Here is a 17630-nt window from a genome sequence, read left to right on the forward strand (position 1 = left end):
CCGTGGTATCGAGAACGGGATCGGGGTCAGTCGGTGGAAGGCGGACGCATTTCGTTCGCGCTCGCGGGGCCGGTGGGCAGCCGGCGCTTTACGTACTTGAAGGTGCCGGTGGCGTGGGCGCACACGCGTTCCTGGGCGTCGTAGATCTTCGCCTCGGTGAAGGCCAGCGTGGCGGTGCGGTGGATCAGCGTGCCGCGCGCATGCAGCGGGCCGACCGAGGGCTGCATGAAGCTGGTCTTCATCTCGATGGTGACCACGCCGCTTTCGGGCGACACGCTGCGCGCGGCGGCCGCCATGGTGATGTCGAGCAGCGTCATGCAGGCGCCGCCGTGGGTCACGTCGAAGGTGTTCAGGTGCTCCGGCTTGGCGGTGTAGCGGATCTCGGATTCGCCGCCCTCGAACTTCGTGAGCTCGAAGCCGAGATGGCGTGCAAAGGGAATCTGGCTCGTGTAGGAGCGGATGTTGATGTCGTCTTTGGAATCAGTCATGTCGTTTCAAATTGCCCGCGGATTTCGCGTGTGCACCCGCGGAACGGGCTCCGCCCGGCCGCTGGGTGCGCCCCCCAGTGGGGGGAGGCGCCGAAGGCGCTTCGGGGGGCGTCTCATCATGCTGCGCCCAGCACCACGCTCACGCCGCCGTCCACCGCGAGCCACTGGCCCGTGATGTGCTTGCCGGCATCGCTCGCGTACAGCAGCGTCAGCCCCTTGAGGTCTTCGTCGTCGCCCAGCCGGCCGAGCGGCGCCTGCGCCGCCATCTTCTCTTCGCCGAGCGACTTGATGAGGCCGGCGGCCATCTTGGTCATGAAGAAGCCCGGGCAGATCGCATTCACGTTGATGCCGTAGCGGCCCCATTCGGCGGCCAGCGTGCGCGTGAAGCCGATCACCGCGGTCTTCGAGGTGTTGTAGGCCAGCGTCTGCATCTCGGGCGGGTTGCCGTTGAGGCCGGCGATCGACGCGATGTTGATGATGCGCCCGGCCTTCTTCGGGATCATGTACTTGTTGGCCACCTGCTGCGCCAGGATGAAATAGCCGCGCACGTTGAGGTTCATCACCTTGTCCCAGGCCTCGACGGGATGGCTCTCGGCCGGTGCGCCCCAGCTCGCGCCGGCGTTGTTCACGAGGATGTCGATCGCGCCCATGCGCTCGAGCGTCTCGTCGGCGAGGCGACGCGTGTCTTCTTCCTTGGCGCAGTCGGCCGCGATCCAGCGCGCGTCGATGCCCGCCGCCTGCAGCTCGGCCGCGGCCTGCTCGAGGTCGTCGGCCTTGCGCGAACTCAGCATGATCTTCGCGCCGGCCTCGCCGAGCGCATGGGCCATCTGCAGGCCCAGGCCGCGCGAGCCGCCGGTGATGAGGGCGGTCTTGCCGGTGAGATCGAAGAGTTGGCGCGTGGTGCGGGCGGTCATGGGGTGGTCTCCGGTGTCGTTCGAGGGGGTCGGGGTCAGACGGTGTAGTCCATGCACTGGCGCTCTTCGCGCACGGCGCCGAGGAAGGGCTTGAGCGCGACGTGCTGCGGATGCTCTGCATAGGCTGCGAGCGCCGCCGCGTCGGCGAATTCCGAATAGAGGATCAGGTCGTAGGTGGCCTCGAGCCCGGGCTGGGCCGTGGCCACCTCGAAGCGCAGCGTGCCGGGCGAGAGCTTCTCGCAGGCGTCGAGCAGCGCCTTGGCCTTGCGCAGGTTGGTGGCCTTGTCGGCGCCTTCGGCATGTTCCTTGAACTTCCACATCACGATGTGCTTGAGCATGGCGTCTTTCGTTCCTTCGTTCTTTCGTTTTACTTGCCGTCCAGGCGGGATCGCACGTAGATGAGCACGATGCCCACCGCGGCGGCCACGGCGCCGGGAACGCCCATCGACCAGCCGATCGCCGGTTCGGTGCGGCCGATGGCAAGGCCGAGGATCACGGCGAAGAGCCCACCGTAGATCAGGATCCAGATCCACTTCTCCAGGCGGGCGTGCGGGTTCTGCGGGGTCGGGGTCGGAGTCGGTTGGTTGTCGGGGGTGGCGTCGGCCATTGTCAGAAAGCGTCCTCGGGCAAAACGGTACAGGTGGAGTCGCGGCGTTCGACCACGTTGAGCCAGGCGCCTATTTTCGGCAGCTCGTAGTGGAAGAAATAGTCCGTGGCCCCGATCTTGCCAGCAGTGACCGCCCTCGCCTTCTGCGCGTCGATCTCGAGCGCGCGGCACGCCACGTCGAGCCAGATCCAGGCCAGCACCGTGTGACCGAAGGCCTGCATGTAGGGCACGGCATTGGCGAGCGCATCGGCCGGGTCGCCCGTGGCCCAGGCCGCTTCGGTCGCGCTGCCGATGCGCTGCAGCGCGGCGCCGAGCGCCTCGGCGTGGGCGGCCAGCGCCGGCACCGCGGCCGCGCGGCCGATGGTGGCGGTGATGCGGCCGGCCAGCAGTTGCAGGCCCCGGCCCTTCTCCATCAGCACCTTGCGCCCGAGCAGGTCGGCGGCCTGGATGCCGTGGGTGCCCTCGTGGATCATGTTCAGGCGGTTGTCGCGCCAGTACTGTTCGACCGGAAAGTCGCGCGTGTAGCCGTAGCCGCCGTGCACCTGGATGGCGAGCGAATTGGCCTCGAGGCACCACTCGCTGGGCCAGCTCTTGGCAATGGGCGTGAGCACCTCCAGCAGCAGCCGGGCATCGTCGGCGGTCTGCGCCTCGCCGGTCTTCTGCTCGTCGACCAGCCGGGCGCAGTACAGCTCGAGCGCCAGCGCGCCTTCGCAGTACGCCTTCTGCGCAAGCAGCATGCGGCGCACGTCGGCGTGCTCGATGATGCGCACCTGCGGGCTGGCCGAGTCCTTGACGACGGCCGTGCCGGGCTTCTCGGGCTTCTTCACCAGGCGGCCCTGCGGCCGGGTCTTGGCGTATTCGAGCGAGGCCTGGTAGCCGGCCATGCCGAGCATCGTGGCGGCGGTGCCGACGCCGATGCGCGCCTCGTTCATCATGTGGAACATGCAGTGCAGGCCCTTGCCGGGCTCGCCCACCAGGTAGCCGACCGCGCCGGCCTTGCCGTCGACCGGGTACCTGCCCTCGCCGAAGTTCAGCAGCGTGTTGGTGGTGCCGCGCCAGCCGAGCTTGTGGTTCAGGCCCGCGAGCGCGACGTCGTTGCGCTGGCCCGTGAGCTGGCCCTGCGTGTCGACCATGCGCTTGGGCACGATGAACAGCGAGATGCCGCGCGTGCCCGGCACCAGCTTGCCGTTCTCGTCGGGAATCTTCGCGAGCACGATGTGCACGATGTTCTCGGTCAGCTCGTGGTCGCCGGCGGAGATCCACATCTTGTTGCCGGTGAGGCGGTAGCGCGGGCCGAGCGGGTCGCTTTTGAAATCGTCGCCATCGGGCACCGCGCGCGTCGCCACGTCGCTCAGCGACGAGCCGGCCTGGGGCTCCGACAGGCACATGGTGCCGGCCCAGCGGCCAGCGAATTCGTTCTTTGCGAACACTTCCTGCTGCATCGGCGTGCCGTGCACCATCAGCAGGTTGGCATTGCCGCTCGTGAGCATGTTGGAGCCGATGCTCACCGAGGCCATGGCGAAGAAGCTGTTGGCCGCGGCCTGCAGCGTGTAGGGCAGCTGCATGCCGCCGATGTCGTAGTCCTGCGCCGCACTCATCATTCCCGATTGGACGAAGGCCCGGTGCGCATCGTGCGTGGCCTGCGGCAGGATCACCTTCTCGCCGTCGAAGTGCGGCTCCTGGGTGTCGACGATGCGATTGGCCGGCGCGTACTTCTCGCGCGCAATGCGCTCGCAGGTATCGAGCACCGCGTCGAAGGTCTCGCGCGAGTGGTCGGCGAAGCGCTCGCGCTGGTTGAGCGATTCGGCGTCGAGCCAGTCGTAGAGCAGGAAGTCGAGGGTGGGACGCAGCGTCATGTCGGTGGGCGGGCAGTTCGTCGTACGGAAGAGTCCCAGCGCATGGGCGCGGCCGTGCGCAGGTTCGGTGGAGCCGCCTCAATGTAAATCAATCGTCCCCGGCGCCGTGACTCCTTCATGACAAGGCGGCCGCCGGGCGCCGGGGCCGCGGTGCTTACGCATGCGAGTCGCGCACGTGACGGAGTTGGGGCAAACCTCAAGGGCCGGCGATGCCGCGCGCACCCAGAATTTCCGCTGCCCAGCCGCAATCGCTGGCACACCGGCCCGTGACGGGCTCACAAGGGGAAAGACAAGAATGGAAATCTTCTTTCAGCAGCTGCTGAACGGCCTGACCGTTGGCGGGGTCTACAGCCTCGTGGCGCTGGGACTGACGCTGGTCTACGGCATCCTGCACGTGCCCAATTTCGCGCACGGCGCCTTCTACATGACGGGGGCCTTCGCGGGCTACTACCTCATGACGGCGCTGGGCCTGAACTACTGGCTCGCCATGCTCGGCGCAGCGGCCACGGTGGCGGTCATCGCCATGCTGGCGCAGGTGCTGGTGTTCCACCCGCTGCGCAACGCGCCCGAGCTGCACGACATGATCGCGGCGATCGGCATCCTGCTCTTCCTGGAGGCCGGCGTGCAGGCGCTCTTCGGTGCGGAGTTTCACCGCATGCAGACACCCTATGGACAGATCGTCGAGATCTTCGGCCTGACCTCGCCGCTGCAGCGCCTGCTGATCATCGCCGGCGCCTTCCTGCTGATGGGGCTGCTGCACCTGTTCTTGAACCACACGGTGCTGGGCTCGACCATCCTCGCGATGGCGCAGAACCGCGACGGCGCCGCGCTGGTGGGCATCGATGCCGGCCGGGTCACGCTGCTGGTCTTCGCCATCTCGGGCGCGCTGGCGGCGGTGGCGGCCATGCTCTATGCGCCGATCAACCTGATCTATCCGGCGATGGGCAACCTGGTGATCACCAAGGCTTTCGTGATCATCATCCTGGGCGGCATGGGCAGCTTCCCGGGCGCCATCGTGGGCGGGCTGATCATCGGCATGGCCGAGGCCTTCGGCGGCTTCTACTTCTCGACCGACTACAAGGACATCATCGCCTTCGTGCTGCTGGTGGTGATCCTCTCGTTCCGGCCGCAGGGCCTGTTCACCGGCAAGGGGGCACGCGCATGAGCAAGCTCGCCACCCGCTGGCCCTGGTTCGCGCTGCTCGCCGTGGCGCTGGTCTTTCCGCTGTTCGCCAGCGACACCTACATCATCTCGGTGGTGTCGCTCGCCTTCATCATGGCGCTCGCCGCGCTGGGCATGAACCTGATCACCGGCTACACCGGCCAGTTCAACCTGGCGCACGGCGCCTTCATGGCGGTGGGCGCGTACACCGTGGGCATCCTCACCACCGACTACGCGGTGCCCTTCTGGGTGGCCTTCGCGCTGGCCGGCGTGGTGACCGGCGTGCTGGGCTACTTCGTCGGCCTGCTGTCGCTGCGCCTGAAGGGCCATTACTTCTCGATCTTCACGCTGTGCGTGAGCTACATCATGTACCTGCTGATCGAGAAGTGGGAAAGCCTCACCCACGGCACGGTGGGGATCATGGGCATCCCGGCGCCTACCGGCATCGGCAGCCTGCAGTTCGAGACGCCGGTCGCGCAGTACTACCTGGCGCTCGCGTTCCTGGTGCTGGGCACCTTCCTGATGTCGCGCATCGTCAACTCGCTGCTCGGGCGCGCCTTCATGGCGGTGCGCAACGGCGACATGCTGGCCGAGGCGCTGGGCGTCGACCTGATGCGCACCAAGACGCTGTCGTTCGTGCTGTCGGTGATCTACGCCGGCTTTGCGGGCGCGCTCTATGCCGGGCAGGTGCGCTTTCTCGGGCCGGACGTGGCCAGCGAGGTCGTGACCTTCGACCTGATCATGTTCACGCTCGTCGGCGGCATCGGCACGCTGATGGGGCCGCTGGTCGGCACGCTGCTGGTGACCTGGATGACGCAGAGCCTGCAGTTCCTGCAGGACTACCGCATGCTGGTGTTCGGCCCGGTGCTGGTCGCGCTGGTGATCTTTTTGCCCGACGGCATCGTCGGCACCTGGCTCAAGCACAGGGCGCGGCGGCGCGCGCGCGCGTCGGCGCCACCGCCGCGCGCGGCCGGCGGCATCGAGGCCGCGGACGGCAAGTCGGAGGCACGCGGCCATGCTTGAAGTCGAGGCACTCACCAAGAAATTCTTCGGCCTCACCGCCGTGGACCAGGTATCGACGCGCATCGCCGAAGGCCAGATCACCGCGATCATCGGCCCCAACGGTGCCGGCAAGACGACCTTCTTCAACCTGATCGCCGGCACGCATGCGCCGACCTCGGGGCGCATCGTGTTCAAGGACCAGGACGTGACCGGCATGCGGCCCGACCGCATTGCGCGGCTTGGCGTGGCCAGGACTTTCCAGACCACGAGCCTGTTCGACAACGCCACGGTGCTCGACAACCTGATCGTCGGACATCGCCTGCGCACCCATGCCAACCTGTGGGACGTGCTGCTCAACACGGCCCGGCTGCGCGAGGAGGAGCGGCTGTGCCGAGCGAAGGCGATGGAGGCGCTCGATTTCGTCGGCCTGGCCCACGTGGCCAACCGCATTGCCGCGGACATCACGCAGGAGGAACGCAAGCGCGTGGCCTTCGCGCTTGCACTCGCGACCGACCCCGAACTGCTGCTGCTCGACGAACCGGCCGGCGGCGTGAACCCCGAGGAGACGGTGGGCCTGGCCGACCTGATCCGCAAACTCGTGCGCCACGGCAAGACCGTGTGCCTGATCGAACACAAGATGGACATGATCATGCAGCTGGCCGACAAGATCGTGGTGCTCAACAACGGCGAGAAGATCGCCGAGGGCACCGCCGACGAAGTCCGGCGCGATCCGCATGTGATCGAGGCCTACCTGGGAGCCGACCATGCTGCGGTTTGAAGGCGTCACGCTCAAGTACGGCAGCTTCCGCGCGCTCGACAACATCTCGCTGCACGCCGAGCAGGGCGAACTGGTGGTGCTGCTGGGGGCCAACGGCGCGGGCAAGAGCTCGATCTTCCTGGCCGCCAGCGGCATCCACAAGACGGCGGGCGGATCGATCCGCATGGGCGAGCACGACCTGACTGGCAAGCGGCCGGCGCAGATCGTGCAGGCCGGGCTGGTGCACTGCCCCGAGGGGCGCAAGTTGTTCCCCGAGATGACAGTGAAGAAGAACCTGACGCTCGGCGCCTATGTGCACCGGCGCGACAAGGCCGGCATCGCCCGCACGCTCGACGAGGTGTTCAGCCTGTTTCCGGTGCTGCTGCAGAAGCAGAACGACCCCGCCGGCTCGCTCTCGGGCGGCCAGCAGCAGATGGTGGCCATCGGCCGCGCAATGCTCGGCCGGCCCAAGGTGCTGCTGCTCGACGAGCCCTCGCTCGGCCTGGCGCCGCTGGTGGTCAAGCAGGTGTTCGACGTGATCCGCCGCATCAACGAGGCCGGCACCACGGTGCTACTGGCCGAACAGAATGCCTACTCGGCACTGGCCATTGCCGACCGCGCCTACGTGATCGAGCGCGGGCGCATCGCGCTGGAGGGCGACCGCGAGGCGCTGCTCAACAACGAGGCCGTGCGCGCGGCCTACATCGGCGCCTGAACGCCCCTTCCCTTTATTTCTTTCCGCGTACCAACCCATCCAGGAGACAGACAACAATGACCGCTACCCCTACCCGCCGCCGCTTCGCACGCCTGCCGCTGGCCCTTGCACTGGCCGCAACCTTTGCCGCCGCGGGCGCCAGTGCGCAGGAGACTGTCAAGATCGGCTTCACCGGGCCGCTCAGCGGCGGTGCCGCGCTCTACGGCAAGAACGTGGTCGATGGCATGGAGATGGCCATCAAGGAGATCAACGAAGCGGGCCTCACGGTCGCGGGCAAGAAGGTCAAGCTCGAACTGGCGGCGCTCGACGACAAGTACTCGCCGGCCGAATCCGCGATCAATGCGCGCCGGCTGGTGCAGCAGTCGAAGGTGCCGGCGGTGTTCGTGCCGCACTCGGGCGGCATCTATGCGATGCAGGCCTTCAACGAGCGCGAGAAGTTCATCGTGATGGCGTACTCGAGCACGCCGAAGATCACCGAGGTGGGCAACAAGCTCACGGTGCGCATCCCGCCGAGCTTCGTCGGCTACATCGAGCCGTTCTCGAAGTACGAGATGAAGAAGTTCGGCAAGAAGGCCGGCATGCTGCCGGCCGACCACGACTATGCCAAGGCCTGGTCGGCGCTGTTCGAGCCGGCCTGGAAGAAGCTGGGCGGCGAGGTCGTGTCGAACAACCCGATGTCGTACAACAAGTCGGCCGACTTCTACAGCGGCGTGAGCCGCGTGCTGGCCGAGAAGCCCGACGTGCTCTTCATCGGCGGCCCGTCGGAGCCGACCGCGCTGGTCGCCAAGCAGGCACGCGAGCTGGGCTTCAAGGGCGGCTTCATCCTGATGGACCAGGCCAAGGTCGACGAGATGGCCAAGATCACCGGCGGGCTCGAACCGCTCAACGGCTCGGTCGGCGTGCTCCCGGTGTCCACCGACGAGCGCGAAGGCGCCAAGACCTTCTCTGCCGCCTACCGCAAGGCCTTCGGTGCCGACCGCCAGCCGACCAGTGAATCGTCCTACAACTACACGCTGACGCACGCGCTGGCCGCGGCGATGACGCTGGCCGGCACCACCACGGATGCCACCGCGATCCGTGCCAAGCTCGGCGAGGCACTGGCGAAGCTGCCGCAGAAGTACAACGCGGGCGATTTCCGCGGCATCGACAACGTGGGCGCCACCATCGTCGACCCGGTGGTGGTGACGGTCGAGGACGGCAAGATCAAGCCGGTCAGCCTGAGCGAACTCGGCAAGTAAAAAGCGGCTGTCGAAAAAAAGCCCTTCGGCGCGCACGGCGCCGAAGGGCTTTTGTTTCTTGGGCGCCCGGTGACCGGGCCCCGGGGCTTACAGCACCTCGAACACGCCCGCAGCACCCATACCGCCGCCGATGCACATCGTGACCACCACCTTCTTCGCGCCGCGGCGCTTACCTTCAATCAGCGCATGGCCCGTGAGGCGCTGGCCGCTCACGCCGTAGGGGTGGCCCACGGCGATGGCGCCGCCGTTCACGTTCAGGCGGTCGGCGGGAATGCCGAGCTTGTCGCGGCAGTAGATCACCTGCACCGCGAATGCCTCGTTGAGTTCCCACAGGTCGATGTCGCCGACCTTCAGGCCGAGCTTGGCCAGCACCTTGGGCACCGCGAAGACGGGGCCGATGCCCATTTCGTCGGGCTCGCAGCCGGCCACGGCAAAGCCGAGGAAGCGGCCGATCGGCTTCAGGCCCTTGCGCTCGGCGTACTTCTCGTCGACCACCACGCAGGCGCCTGCGCCGTCGGAGAACTGGCTGGCGTTGCCGGCCGAGATCAGGCCGCCGGGCATTGCGGAGCGGATGCCGCTGATGCCTTCCTTGGTGGTGCCGGGGCGGATGCCTTCGTCGTTCTCGATCGTGACTTCCTTGGTGCGCAGGCCCATCACGGCATCGGCCACGCCGGCCAGCACGGTGATCGGTGCGATCTCGTCCTTGAACTTGCCGGCCTCTAGCGCGGCGGTGGCCCGCTGCTGGCTCGCGGCGCCGTATTCGTCCATGGCATCGCGGCCGATGTTGTAGCGTTTGGCCACCTGCTCGGCCGTCTGCAGCATGTTCCAGTAGATCTCGGGCTTGTGCTTGGTCAGCCACGGATCGGTCAGCATGTGCTTGTTGGCTTCGTTCTGCACGCACGAGATGCTCTCGACGCCGCCGGCCACGTACACCTCGCCCTCGCCCGCGATGATGCGCTGCGAGGCGGTGGCGATGGTCTGCAGGCCCGACGAGCAGAAGCGATTGATCGTCATGCCCGAGGTGGTGATCGGGCAGCCGGCGCGCAGCGCGATCTGGCGCGCGATGTTGGAGCCGGTCGCGCCCTCGGGCGTGGCGCAGCCCATCACCACGTCATCGACCTCGCCTGCGTCGATGCCGGCGCGCGAAATGGCGTGCTGCACCGCATGGCCGCCGAGCGTGGCGCCATGCGTCATGTTGAAGGCACCCTTCCAGCTCTTGGCGAGCGGCGTGCGGGCGGTGGAAACGATGACGGCGCTGGTCATGGTGATGTCCTTTGAAGATGGAAGGGAAACGGATGGGTTGTCATTGCGCCGGCGCGCCACTGGTGTTGCGCAGGAGCTGGTGATAGAAGCCGATCATCTCGCCGTAGTTGGCGATGGCGAGGCGTTCGTTGTTGCCGTGAAAGCGCGCGAGGTCCTCGCTCTTCATGCGGTAGGGCGAGAAGCGGAACACCGCGTCGCTCACGAGGCTGAAGTGGCGCGAGTCGGTGGCCGCTGTCATGAGGCCTGGTGCGACCAGCGCGTCGGGGAACGACTCGCGCACCGCCTGCGCGATCGCGCGGTAGCCGGCGCTGTCGGTCGGCGAGACCGGCGAGGCCTCGGCGTTGCCCGGGTAGCGCTTGATCTGGATGTCGTCGTCCGCGAGCTGGCTGCGCAGGTGCGCCTCGACGCTCTCGAGGGTGTCGCCCGGCAGCACGCGAAAGTTGACCGCCGCCTCGGCGCGGCCGGGCAGCACGTTGTCCTTGTTGCCGGCGCGCACGATGGTGAGCGCCGTGGTGGTGCGCAGCATCGCATTGCTGCTCGGGCTTTTTTCGAGCTGGCTGCGCACCAGCGGCTCGGTGAGCCAGAGGTTCGACAGCAGCACGCGGTTGATGCCGCTCATCTCGGGCGCGAGCGTGCCGAACATCTCGCCCGCAACGCCGCGGATGCCACCGGGCATCGGATGCGCTTCGAGCCGTGCGAGCGCAGCGCTCAGGCGGCCGATGGCGCTGCGGGCCGGCGGCATCGACGAGTGGCCGGGCGCGGTGTCGAGCGACAGGAAGAAGGTGGCATAGCCCTTCTCGGCCAGGCCGATCAGCGCGGCCGGCTGCGAGAGCCCGGGCAGCACGCCGTCGAGCACCAGCAGGCCCTCGTCGAGCACCCAGTCGAGCCGCACACCGCGCGACTTGAGCAGCTCGGCGATCGGCAGCGCGCCGCGCAGGCCGCTCACCTCCTCGTCGTCACCCATCACGAGGTAGACGGTCTGCTTCGGCTGGAAGCCGCTCGCGAGAAGCAGCTCGATGGCCTCCAACTGCGCGAACAGGTTGCCCTTGTTGTCGAGCGTGCCGCGGCCCCAGACGAAGCCGTCCTTGATCTCGCCGCCGAAGGGATCGACGCTCCAGGCCTTTTCGGTGCCCGGGGCGATCGGCACCACATCCTGGTGCGACATCAGCGCGATCGGCTTGGCTGCGGAGTCGCTGCCGGGCCAGGTGTAGAGCAGCGCCTTCTGGCCCACGACCTCCTTCTTCAGGGTGGCGTGGACCTTGGGGTACTGCTGTTCGAGGTAGGCATGCAGCCGGTCGAACTCGGCCCCGCTGGCGGCCGGGTCGTCGAGGCTCGACACGGTGCGGATCGGGATCGCGCCCGAGAGCCGCTTGGCAGCGGCCTCCAGGTCGATCGGCAGCTTGGGCGCCGGCGCCACCGCGAGCTGGCGCGACGGCGTGGTCCAGGTCTTGACCGCCACGGCCGCCACCAGTGCCACGAGCGCCAGCAGCAGCCCCAGGAAGATGCGTTTCAACATGGGCGGTCGAGATTCCTTTGCGGTGCGCTCAGCCGAACGACTTGCCTTCGGCGACCATCTTCTGGAGCAGCGGCGCAGGCTCCCAGAAGGAAGCGTCGTCGCGCGGGTTCTTGGCAAAGCGCTTCATGGTCTCCGTCACGTTGTAGAGGCCGACCTGCGAGGCATAGTGCATCGGGCCGCCGCGCCAGATCGGGAAGCCGTACCCCGTCAGGTACACCATGTCGATGTCGCTCGGCTTCGACGCGATGCCGTCCTCGAGGATGTGCGCGCCTTCGTTGACCAGCGCATACACCAGGCGCTGCACGATCTCTTCATCGGAGATCCTGCGCGGCGTGACGCCGAGTTCCTTGCGATGGTCCTCGATCATCTTGTTGACGAGATCCGACGGGATCGCGTCGCGCTTGCCCGGCTTGTAGTCGTACCAGCCCGCGCCGGTCTTCTGGCCGAAGCGGCCCAGTTCGCAGAGCTTGTCGGCCGTGCGGCTGTACTTCATGTCGGCACGCTCGACCGCACGGCGCTTGCGGATGGCCCAGCCGATGTCGTTGCCCGCCAGGTCGCCCATGCGGAACGGGCCCATCGCGAAGCCGAATTTCTCGATCGCGCGGTCGACCTGCTGCGGCGTGGCGCCTTCATCGAGCAGGAAGCCGGCCTGGCGCGAGTACTGCTCGATCATGCGGTTGCCGATGAAGCCGTCGCACACGCCCGAGACCACCGCGGTCTTGCGGATCTTCTTGGCGATCGCCATCACCGTGGCGAGCACGTCCTTGGCCGTTTCCTTGCCGCGCACCACTTCGAGCAGCTTCATCACGTTGGCCGGGCTGAAGAAGTGCATGCCGACCACGTCCTGCGGCCGCTTGGTGAATGCTGCGATCTTGTCGACGTCGAGCGTGGAGGTGTTCGACGCGAGGATCGCGCCCTTCTTGGCCACCTCGTCGAGCTGCTTGAACACCTTCTCCTTCACGCCGAGTTCCTCGAACACGGCCTCGATGATCAGGTCGCAGTCCTTCAGGTCGGCATAGTCGAGCGTGGTGCTCAAAAGCGCCATGCGCTGGTCGTACTTGTCCTGCTTGAGCTTGCCCTTCTTGATCTGGCCCTCGTAGTTCTTGCGGATCGTGGCGATGCCGCGGTCGAGCGCCTCCTGCTTCATCTCGAGGATCTTCACCGGGATGCCGGCGTTCAGGAAGTTCATCGAGATGCCGCCGCCCATGGTGCCGGCGCCGATCACGCCGACGGACTTGATCTCGCGCTTGGGCGTGTCCTCGGGCACGTCGGGAATCTTGGAAGCGGCGCGCTCGGCCATGAACAGGTGGCGCAGCGACAGCGACTCGGGCGTGAACATCAGCGTGGTGAAGATGCGGCGCTCTTCGGCCATGCCGTCGTCGAACTTCATCTTGGTGGCCGACTGCACCGCGTCGATGCACTTGAGCGGCGCGGGGTAGTTCTTCGACATGCCGCCGACCATGTTGCGCGTGAACTGGAAGTACGCGTCGCCCTGCGGATGACGGCATGGCAGGTTGCGCACCAGCGGCAGCTCACCTCCCTTGCCGGCGACCGACTTGGCGAAGGCCACGGCCTCCTCGAACACCGATTCGGCCGACGCCGAGAGCCGGTCGAACAGCTTCTGGCCGGGCAGCGAGGCGAGCACCTCGCTCTTCACCGGCTCGCCGCTCACGATCATGTTGAGCGCGGTCTCGACGCCGAGCACGCGCGGCAGGCGCTGCGTGCCGCCGGCACCGGGGATCAGGCCCAGCTTGACCTCGGGCAGCGCAATGCCGGTGCCCGGTGCGGCGATGCGGTAGTGGCAGCCGAGCGCGAGCTCGAGGCCGCCGCCCATGCACACCGAATGGATCGCCGCGACGATGGGCTTGGGCGAGGCCTCGAGCGCGAGGATCACGCTCAGCAGGTTGGGCTCCTGCAGCGCCTTGGGGGTGCCGAATTCCTTGATGTCCGCACCGCCCGAGAACGCCTTGCCGGCGCCCGTGATGACGATGGCCTTGACGGCGTCGTCGGCGTTGGCCTTCGACAGCCCATCGGTGATGCCGATGCGGGTCGAGAAACCGAGACCGTTGACCGGGGGATTGGTCATGGTGATCACGGCGACATCGCCGAGCACTTTGTATTCAGCCGTCATGCTGCGTTCCTTGGTGTGAGAAGAAAAGTACGAAAAAGCACGAGTGTTCTTTTCCGGGGATTTTAGGCTTTTGGCGCAGCGCAACAATGGCACGCAGTCGCTGTTGGGACAAGGGGGCGAAGCCGCAAAAAGAAAAAACGGAACCTGCGCGAAAACCGCGAAGGTCCCGCTGTCTCGCCTCGGAAGCCTAGACTTCCAGCCATTCCTTGCGGATCGATGCATCGGCGCGCAGGCTGTCGGGCGTGCCGTCGAACACGATGCTGCCGTGGCCCATGACCAGCGCGCGGTCGGAGATCTGCATCGCGATGGTGAGCTTCTGCTCGATCAGCAGCACCGAGACGCCCTTGTCCTTGAGCGTCTTGAGGTACTGCGCCACGAGTTCGACGATCTTGGGCGCGAGGCCCTCGGTGGGCTCGTCGATGATGATCAGGTCGGGGTCGCCCATGAGCGTGCGGCACAGCGTGAGCATCTGCTGCTCGCCGCCCGAGAGCACGCCGGCCTCGGTGTGCTGCCGCTCCTTCAGGCGCGGGAACATCTCGTACATGTCGTCGAAAGACCAGCGGCTGCCCTTGCCCGAGCCCTTCTGACCCAGCAGCAGGTTCTGGTGCACCGTGAGCCGCGGGAAGATGTCACGGTTCTCGGGCACGTAGCCGATGCCCATGTGGGCGATCTCGTAGGCCTTCTTGCGCAGGATGTCCGTGTCCTTCCAGCGCAGCGTGCCCTCGGCATGCACCAGGCCCATGATGGCCTTGGCGGTGGTCGACCGGCCCGAGCCGTTGCGCCCGAGCAGGGCCACGATCTCGCCCGGCCCGACGTGGAACGAAACGCCATGCAGCACATGGCTCTTGCCGTAATAGGCGTGGATGTCGTGAAGCTTCAGCATGATGTCCGGTGTCAGTGTCCCGCCTGCGCATCGGCGATGGTGGAGCCCAGGTAGGCCTCCTGAACGCGCGCGTTCGCACGCACGGCGTCCGGGGTGTCGAAGGCGAGCACCTCGCCATACACCACCACCGCGATCTTGTCGGCCAGCCCGAACACCACGCCCATGTCGTGCTCCACGGTGAGCAGCGTCTTGCCCGTGGTGACGTGCTTGATGAGCGAGATGAAGTGCGCGGTCTCGGTCTTGCTCATGCCGGCCGTGGGCTCGTCGAGCAGGATCACGCTGGCGCCGCCCGCGATGGTCACGCCGATCTCGAGCGCCCGCTGCTCGGCATAGGTGAGGTTCACCGCCTGCACGTCGCGCTTGCGTTCGAGGCCGATCTGGCGCAGCAGCTCCTCGGTGCGTGCGTTGGCATCGTCGAGGTTGGACAGGAAGCGCAGGAACGTGTAGCGGTAGCCCAGGCTCCACAGCACGCCGCAGCGCAGGTTCTCGAACACGCTGAGCTTCGGGAAGATGTTGGTGATCTGGAAGCTGCGCGACAGGCCGAGCCGGTTGATCTCGTACGGCTTCTTGCCGTCGATGCGCAGGCCGTTCAACAGCACCTCGCCGCTCGACGGTGCGAGCCGCCCGCTGATCAGGTTGAACAGGGTCGACTTGCCCGCGCCGTTCGGTCCGATGATCGCGATGCGCTCGCCGGCCTTCACGGCCAGGTCCACGCCGCGGATGATTTCTGTCTTGCCGAAGGCCTTGCGCAGCGCCTTCAGTTCCAATGCATATTGCGCGCTCATTTACGCCGCCTCCCGACGCTTGATTTCTGCTTCGATCTCTTCTTGCGCCTTGCCCCAGACGCGCACGAAGCGCCGGCGTGCCACCTCGAGCGCGGCAAGGCCGATCGCCAGGATGGCTGCGGCGCCGAGCCAGCTCGCCATGCCCGAGGTGTCGAGCGTGGTGCCGAAGAACCGCAGTTCGGGGCCGAGCGCCGAATTGAGCTGGATGTGATAGATCATCTCGATCAACGCCGCGGCGCCCACCACCACCGGCACCAGCGCCACGGCCAGCGCGACGTAGAGCAGCCAGAGGCGGCGGAACTTGCCGAACTTGGCCACGCGCAGGTTCATCATCACCAGGCTCGCAATGCCGCCCGGCGCGAACATCACCATGAACACGAACACCAGGCCGAAGTACAGCTGCCACGCCTTTGATAGTTCCGACAGCAGGATCGAGGCGAAGACCAGCAGCACGGCCCCGATGATCGGCCCGAAGAAGAACACCGCGCCGCCCAGGAAGGTGAACAGCAGGTAGCCGCCCGAGCGGATCGCGCTCAGGCTGTCGGCCGCGTTCACGATCTCGAAGTTGATCGACGCCAGCCCGCCACCGATGCCGGCGAAGAAGCCGGCGATGATGAACGCGATGTAGCGCACGCGCTGCGTGTTGTAGCCGATGAACTCCACGCGCTCGGGGTTGTCGCGCACCGCATTCAGCATGCGGCCGAGCGGCGTGCCCGTGAAGGCGTACATCAGTGCCGTGCAGACGAAGCAATACGCCGCGATCAGGTAGTAGACCTGAATCTGGGGGCCGAACTTGAAGCCGAAGAAGCCCGCGCCGTAGACGCGGTTGGTGGTGATGCCGCCCTCGCCGCCGAAGAAGGTCGGGAACATCAGCGCCATGGCGGCCACGAGTTCGCCGATTCCCAGCGTGATCATCGCGAAGGTGGTGCCTGCCTTCTTCGTCGTGACGAAGCCCAGCAGGATGGCGAAGAACATGCCGGCCAGCCCGCCCACGAGCGGGATCAGCACCAGCGGCACCGGAATCTTGCCCTCGCCGGCCAGGTTCATCGCGTGGATCGCGATGAACGAGCCCAGGCCGACGTAGACCGCGTGGCCGAAGCTCAGCATGCCGCCCTGCCCCAGCAGGATGTTGTAGCTCAGGCAGATGATGATGAGATAGCCCATCTGCGAGAGCATGGTGAGCGCCAGGCTGCTCTTGAACAGATGCGGCAGGACGATGAGCGCGATCGCGAACAGCGACCAGATCAGGTAGCGCCCGATGTTCCAGGGCTTGAAGCGGTAGTAGCGCGTGGTGGGCGTGGTGGTGGTTGCGGTCATGCGTCAGTCCTCCCGGGTGCCGAGCAGGCCCTTGGGCCTGAAGATGAGGATCAGCACCAGGAACAGGTACGGCAGGATGGGCGCAACCTGCGAGATCGTGAGCTTGAGCAGCTCGTAGCCGAAGGTCTGGTCGGTCACGGTGACGCCGAGCATCTCGAGGCCGCCGGCGAACGACTGGTCCATGGCGACCGCGAAGGTCTGGACGACGCCGATCAAAAGCGACGCGAGGAACGCGCCGGCCAGCGAGCCCATGCCGCCCACGACCACGACCACGAAGATGATCGAGCCTACCGAAGCGGCCATGGCCGGTTCGGTGACGTAGGTGTTGCCGCCGACCACGCCCGCGAGGCCTGCGAGTGCGGCGCCGCCGCCGAACACCAGCATGAAGACGCGCGGCACGTTGTGGCCCAGCGCCTCGACCATCTCAGGATGCTTGAGCGCCGCCTGGATCACCAGGCCGATGCGTGTGCGCGTGAGCAGCAGCCACACCGAGATCAGCATCAGCACCGCCACCAGCATGATGAACGAGCGCGACTTGGGGAACTGGGTGCCGTAGATCGTGAACAAGGGCCCCTGCAGCTGCTCGGGAAGGCCGTACGGCACGGTCGAGCGGCCCCAGGCGAGCTGCACGAGCTCGAGGATCAGGTACGACAGCCCGAAGGTCACGAGCAGCTCGGGCACGTGGCCGAACTTGTGCACGCGGCGCAGGCTGTAGCGCTCGAAGGCGGCGCCCAGCGCGCCCACGAGCAGCGGCGCCAGGAACAGCGCCGGCCAGAAGCCGACGATGTTGGACAGGGTGTAGGCGATGTACGCGCCCAGCATGTAGAAGCTCGCATGCGCGAAGTTCAGCACGCCCATCATGCTGAAGATCAGCGTCAGGCCAGAACTCAGCATGAACAGCAGCAGCCCGTAGCTGACGCCGTTGAGCAGCGAGATGGCAAAGAATTCGACGTTCATCGGTCTTTCGCAACAGTAGAAAAGAAAAAGGCCCGAGCGG

General features: G+C 66.7%; 17 protein-coding genes. 5 read left to right on the forward strand and 12 right to left on the reverse strand.

The features are described 5' to 3' along the window. Positions 1–26: 26 nt before the first annotated feature. From AC3A6G_RS10930 to AC3A6G_RS10950, 5 genes are all read right to left on the reverse strand, one after another. Positions 27–488, reverse strand: coding sequence for a PaaI family thioesterase (locus AC3A6G_RS10930; RefSeq protein WP_487859058.1), 462 nt, complete (start codon positions 486–488; stop codon positions 27–29). Between the two features lie 116 nt (positions 489–604). After that, positions 605–1402, reverse strand: coding sequence for an SDR family oxidoreductase (locus tag AC3A6G_RS10935; protein ID WP_487863849.1), 798 nt, complete (start codon positions 1400–1402; stop codon positions 605–607). Positions 1403–1437: 35 nt separating this feature from the next. Then, the gene (locus tag AC3A6G_RS10940; protein ID WP_487859056.1) at positions 1438–1740 is read right to left on the reverse strand and encodes a Dabb family protein; all 303 of its coding nucleotides are present in this window, start codon (positions 1738–1740) and stop codon (positions 1438–1440) included. 29 nt (positions 1741–1769) lie between these two features. After that, positions 1770–2009, reverse strand: a complete 240-nt coding sequence (locus AC3A6G_RS10945; protein WP_487859055.1) for a hypothetical protein — start codon at positions 2007–2009, stop codon at positions 1770–1772. Positions 2010–2011: 2 nt separating this feature from the next. Further along, complete coding sequence (locus AC3A6G_RS10950; protein WP_487859054.1) at positions 2012–3865, reverse strand: acyl-CoA dehydrogenase; 1854 nt, start codon at positions 3863–3865, stop codon at positions 2012–2014. A gap of 295 nt (positions 3866–4160) precedes the next feature. Here AC3A6G_RS10950 and AC3A6G_RS10955 point away from each other — a divergent pair, with 295 nt between their 5' ends. Genes AC3A6G_RS10955 through AC3A6G_RS10975 form a run of 5 tightly spaced genes read left to right on the forward strand, consistent with a single transcriptional unit; the run spans position 4161 to position 8738 of the window. Next, positions 4161–5030: a branched-chain amino acid ABC transporter permease gene (locus AC3A6G_RS10955; protein ID WP_487859053.1), complete on the forward strand. Its 870-nt coding sequence runs from the start codon at positions 4161–4163 to the stop codon at positions 5028–5030. Then, complete coding sequence (locus AC3A6G_RS10960; protein WP_487859052.1) at positions 5027–6049, forward strand: branched-chain amino acid ABC transporter permease; 1023 nt, start codon at positions 5027–5029, stop codon at positions 6047–6049. The genes AC3A6G_RS10955 and AC3A6G_RS10960 overlap by 4 nt, the downstream gene beginning before the upstream one ends. Further along, on the forward strand, positions 6042–6806 hold the full coding sequence (locus tag AC3A6G_RS10965; RefSeq protein WP_487859051.1) for an ABC transporter ATP-binding protein: 765 nt from the start codon (positions 6042–6044) through the stop codon (positions 6804–6806). Before AC3A6G_RS10960 ends, AC3A6G_RS10965 begins: the two co-directional genes overlap by 8 nt. Next, positions 6793–7500: an ABC transporter ATP-binding protein gene (locus tag AC3A6G_RS10970; RefSeq protein WP_487859050.1), complete on the forward strand. Its 708-nt coding sequence runs from the start codon at positions 6793–6795 to the stop codon at positions 7498–7500. Before AC3A6G_RS10965 ends, AC3A6G_RS10970 begins: the two co-directional genes overlap by 14 nt. Before the next feature lie 56 nt (positions 7501–7556). After that, complete coding sequence (locus AC3A6G_RS10975) at positions 7557–8738, forward strand: ABC transporter substrate-binding protein (RefSeq protein ID WP_487859049.1); 1182 nt, start codon at positions 7557–7559, stop codon at positions 8736–8738. Positions 8739–8825: 87 nt separating this feature from the next. On the opposite strand, the gene AC3A6G_RS10980 is transcribed toward AC3A6G_RS10975, so the two are convergent. From AC3A6G_RS10980 to AC3A6G_RS11010, 7 genes are all read right to left on the reverse strand, one after another. Then, positions 8826–10001 (reverse strand): acetyl-CoA C-acyltransferase, encoded by a 1176-nt coding sequence (locus AC3A6G_RS10980; RefSeq protein WP_487859048.1) that lies wholly within the window; start codon positions 9999–10001, stop codon positions 8826–8828. Between the two features lie 40 nt (positions 10002–10041). Further along, positions 10042–11634, reverse strand: a complete 1593-nt coding sequence (locus AC3A6G_RS10985) for a M20 family peptidase (RefSeq protein ID WP_487859047.1) — start codon at positions 11632–11634, stop codon at positions 10042–10044. Next, entirely contained in the window at positions 11546–13648 is a 2103-nt protein-coding gene (locus AC3A6G_RS10990; protein ID WP_487859046.1) for a 3-hydroxyacyl-CoA dehydrogenase NAD-binding domain-containing protein, read from the reverse strand. The genes AC3A6G_RS10985 and AC3A6G_RS10990 overlap by 89 nt, the downstream gene beginning before the upstream one ends. A gap of 187 nt (positions 13649–13835) precedes the next feature. Beyond that, entirely contained in the window at positions 13836–14531 is a 696-nt protein-coding gene (locus AC3A6G_RS10995) for an ABC transporter ATP-binding protein (protein ID WP_487859045.1), read from the reverse strand. An 11-nt stretch (positions 14532–14542) separates the two neighbouring features. Continuing rightward, positions 14543–15316: an ABC transporter ATP-binding protein gene (locus AC3A6G_RS11000; protein WP_487859044.1), complete on the reverse strand. Its 774-nt coding sequence runs from the start codon at positions 15314–15316 to the stop codon at positions 14543–14545. Further along, on the reverse strand, positions 15317–16633 hold the full coding sequence (locus AC3A6G_RS11005; RefSeq protein WP_487859043.1) for a branched-chain amino acid ABC transporter permease: 1317 nt from the start codon (positions 16631–16633) through the stop codon (positions 15317–15319). A 3-nt stretch (positions 16634–16636) separates the two neighbouring features. Continuing rightward, on the reverse strand, positions 16637–17590 hold the full coding sequence (locus AC3A6G_RS11010; protein WP_487859042.1) for a branched-chain amino acid ABC transporter permease: 954 nt from the start codon (positions 17588–17590) through the stop codon (positions 16637–16639). Positions 17591–17630 lie beyond the last annotated feature (40 nt).

Source organism: Variovorax sp. Soil_C_26, from assembly GCF_057657075.1.

What these genes read in the sequence shown, in the direction of transcription:
- AC3A6G_RS10930 (WP_487859058.1), bottom strand. Translation starts at nt 488, where the DNA reads ATGACTGATTCCAAAGACGACATCAACATCCGCTCCTACACGAGCCAG.
- AC3A6G_RS10935 (WP_487863849.1), bottom strand. Translation starts at nt 1,402, where the DNA reads ATGACCGCCCGCACCACGCGCCAACTCTTCGATCTCACCGGCAAGACC.
- AC3A6G_RS10940 (WP_487859056.1), bottom strand. Translation starts at nt 1,740, where the DNA reads ATGCTCAAGCACATCGTGATGTGGAAGTTCAAGGAACATGCCGAAGGC.
- AC3A6G_RS10945 (WP_487859055.1), bottom strand. Translation starts at nt 2,009, where the DNA reads ATGGCCGACGCCACCCCCGACAACCAACCGACTCCGACCCCGACCCCG.
- AC3A6G_RS10950 (WP_487859054.1), bottom strand. Translation starts at nt 3,865, where the DNA reads ATGACGCTGCGTCCCACCCTCGACTTCCTGCTCTACGACTGGCTCGAC.
- AC3A6G_RS10955 (WP_487859053.1), top strand. Translation starts at nt 4,161, where the DNA reads ATGGAAATCTTCTTTCAGCAGCTGCTGAACGGCCTGACCGTTGGCGGG.
- AC3A6G_RS10960 (WP_487859052.1), top strand. Translation starts at nt 5,027, where the DNA reads ATGAGCAAGCTCGCCACCCGCTGGCCCTGGTTCGCGCTGCTCGCCGTG.
- AC3A6G_RS10965 (WP_487859051.1), top strand. Translation starts at nt 6,042, where the DNA reads ATGCTTGAAGTCGAGGCACTCACCAAGAAATTCTTCGGCCTCACCGCC.
- AC3A6G_RS10970 (WP_487859050.1), top strand. Translation starts at nt 6,793, where the DNA reads ATGCTGCGGTTTGAAGGCGTCACGCTCAAGTACGGCAGCTTCCGCGCG.
- AC3A6G_RS10975 (WP_487859049.1), top strand. Translation starts at nt 7,557, where the DNA reads ATGACCGCTACCCCTACCCGCCGCCGCTTCGCACGCCTGCCGCTGGCC.
- AC3A6G_RS10980 (WP_487859048.1), bottom strand. Translation starts at nt 10,001, where the DNA reads ATGACCAGCGCCGTCATCGTTTCCACCGCCCGCACGCCGCTCGCCAAG.
- AC3A6G_RS10990 (WP_487859046.1), bottom strand. Translation starts at nt 13,648, where the DNA reads ATGACGGCTGAATACAAAGTGCTCGGCGATGTCGCCGTGATCACCATG.
- AC3A6G_RS10995 (WP_487859045.1), bottom strand. Translation starts at nt 14,531, where the DNA reads ATGCTGAAGCTTCACGACATCCACGCCTATTACGGCAAGAGCCATGTG.
- AC3A6G_RS11000 (WP_487859044.1), bottom strand. Translation starts at nt 15,316, where the DNA reads ATGAGCGCGCAATATGCATTGGAACTGAAGGCGCTGCGCAAGGCCTTC.
- AC3A6G_RS11005 (WP_487859043.1), bottom strand. Translation starts at nt 16,633, where the DNA reads ATGACCGCAACCACCACCACGCCCACCACGCGCTACTACCGCTTCAAG.
- AC3A6G_RS11010 (WP_487859042.1), bottom strand. Translation starts at nt 17,590, where the DNA reads ATGAACGTCGAATTCTTTGCCATCTCGCTGCTCAACGGCGTCAGCTAC.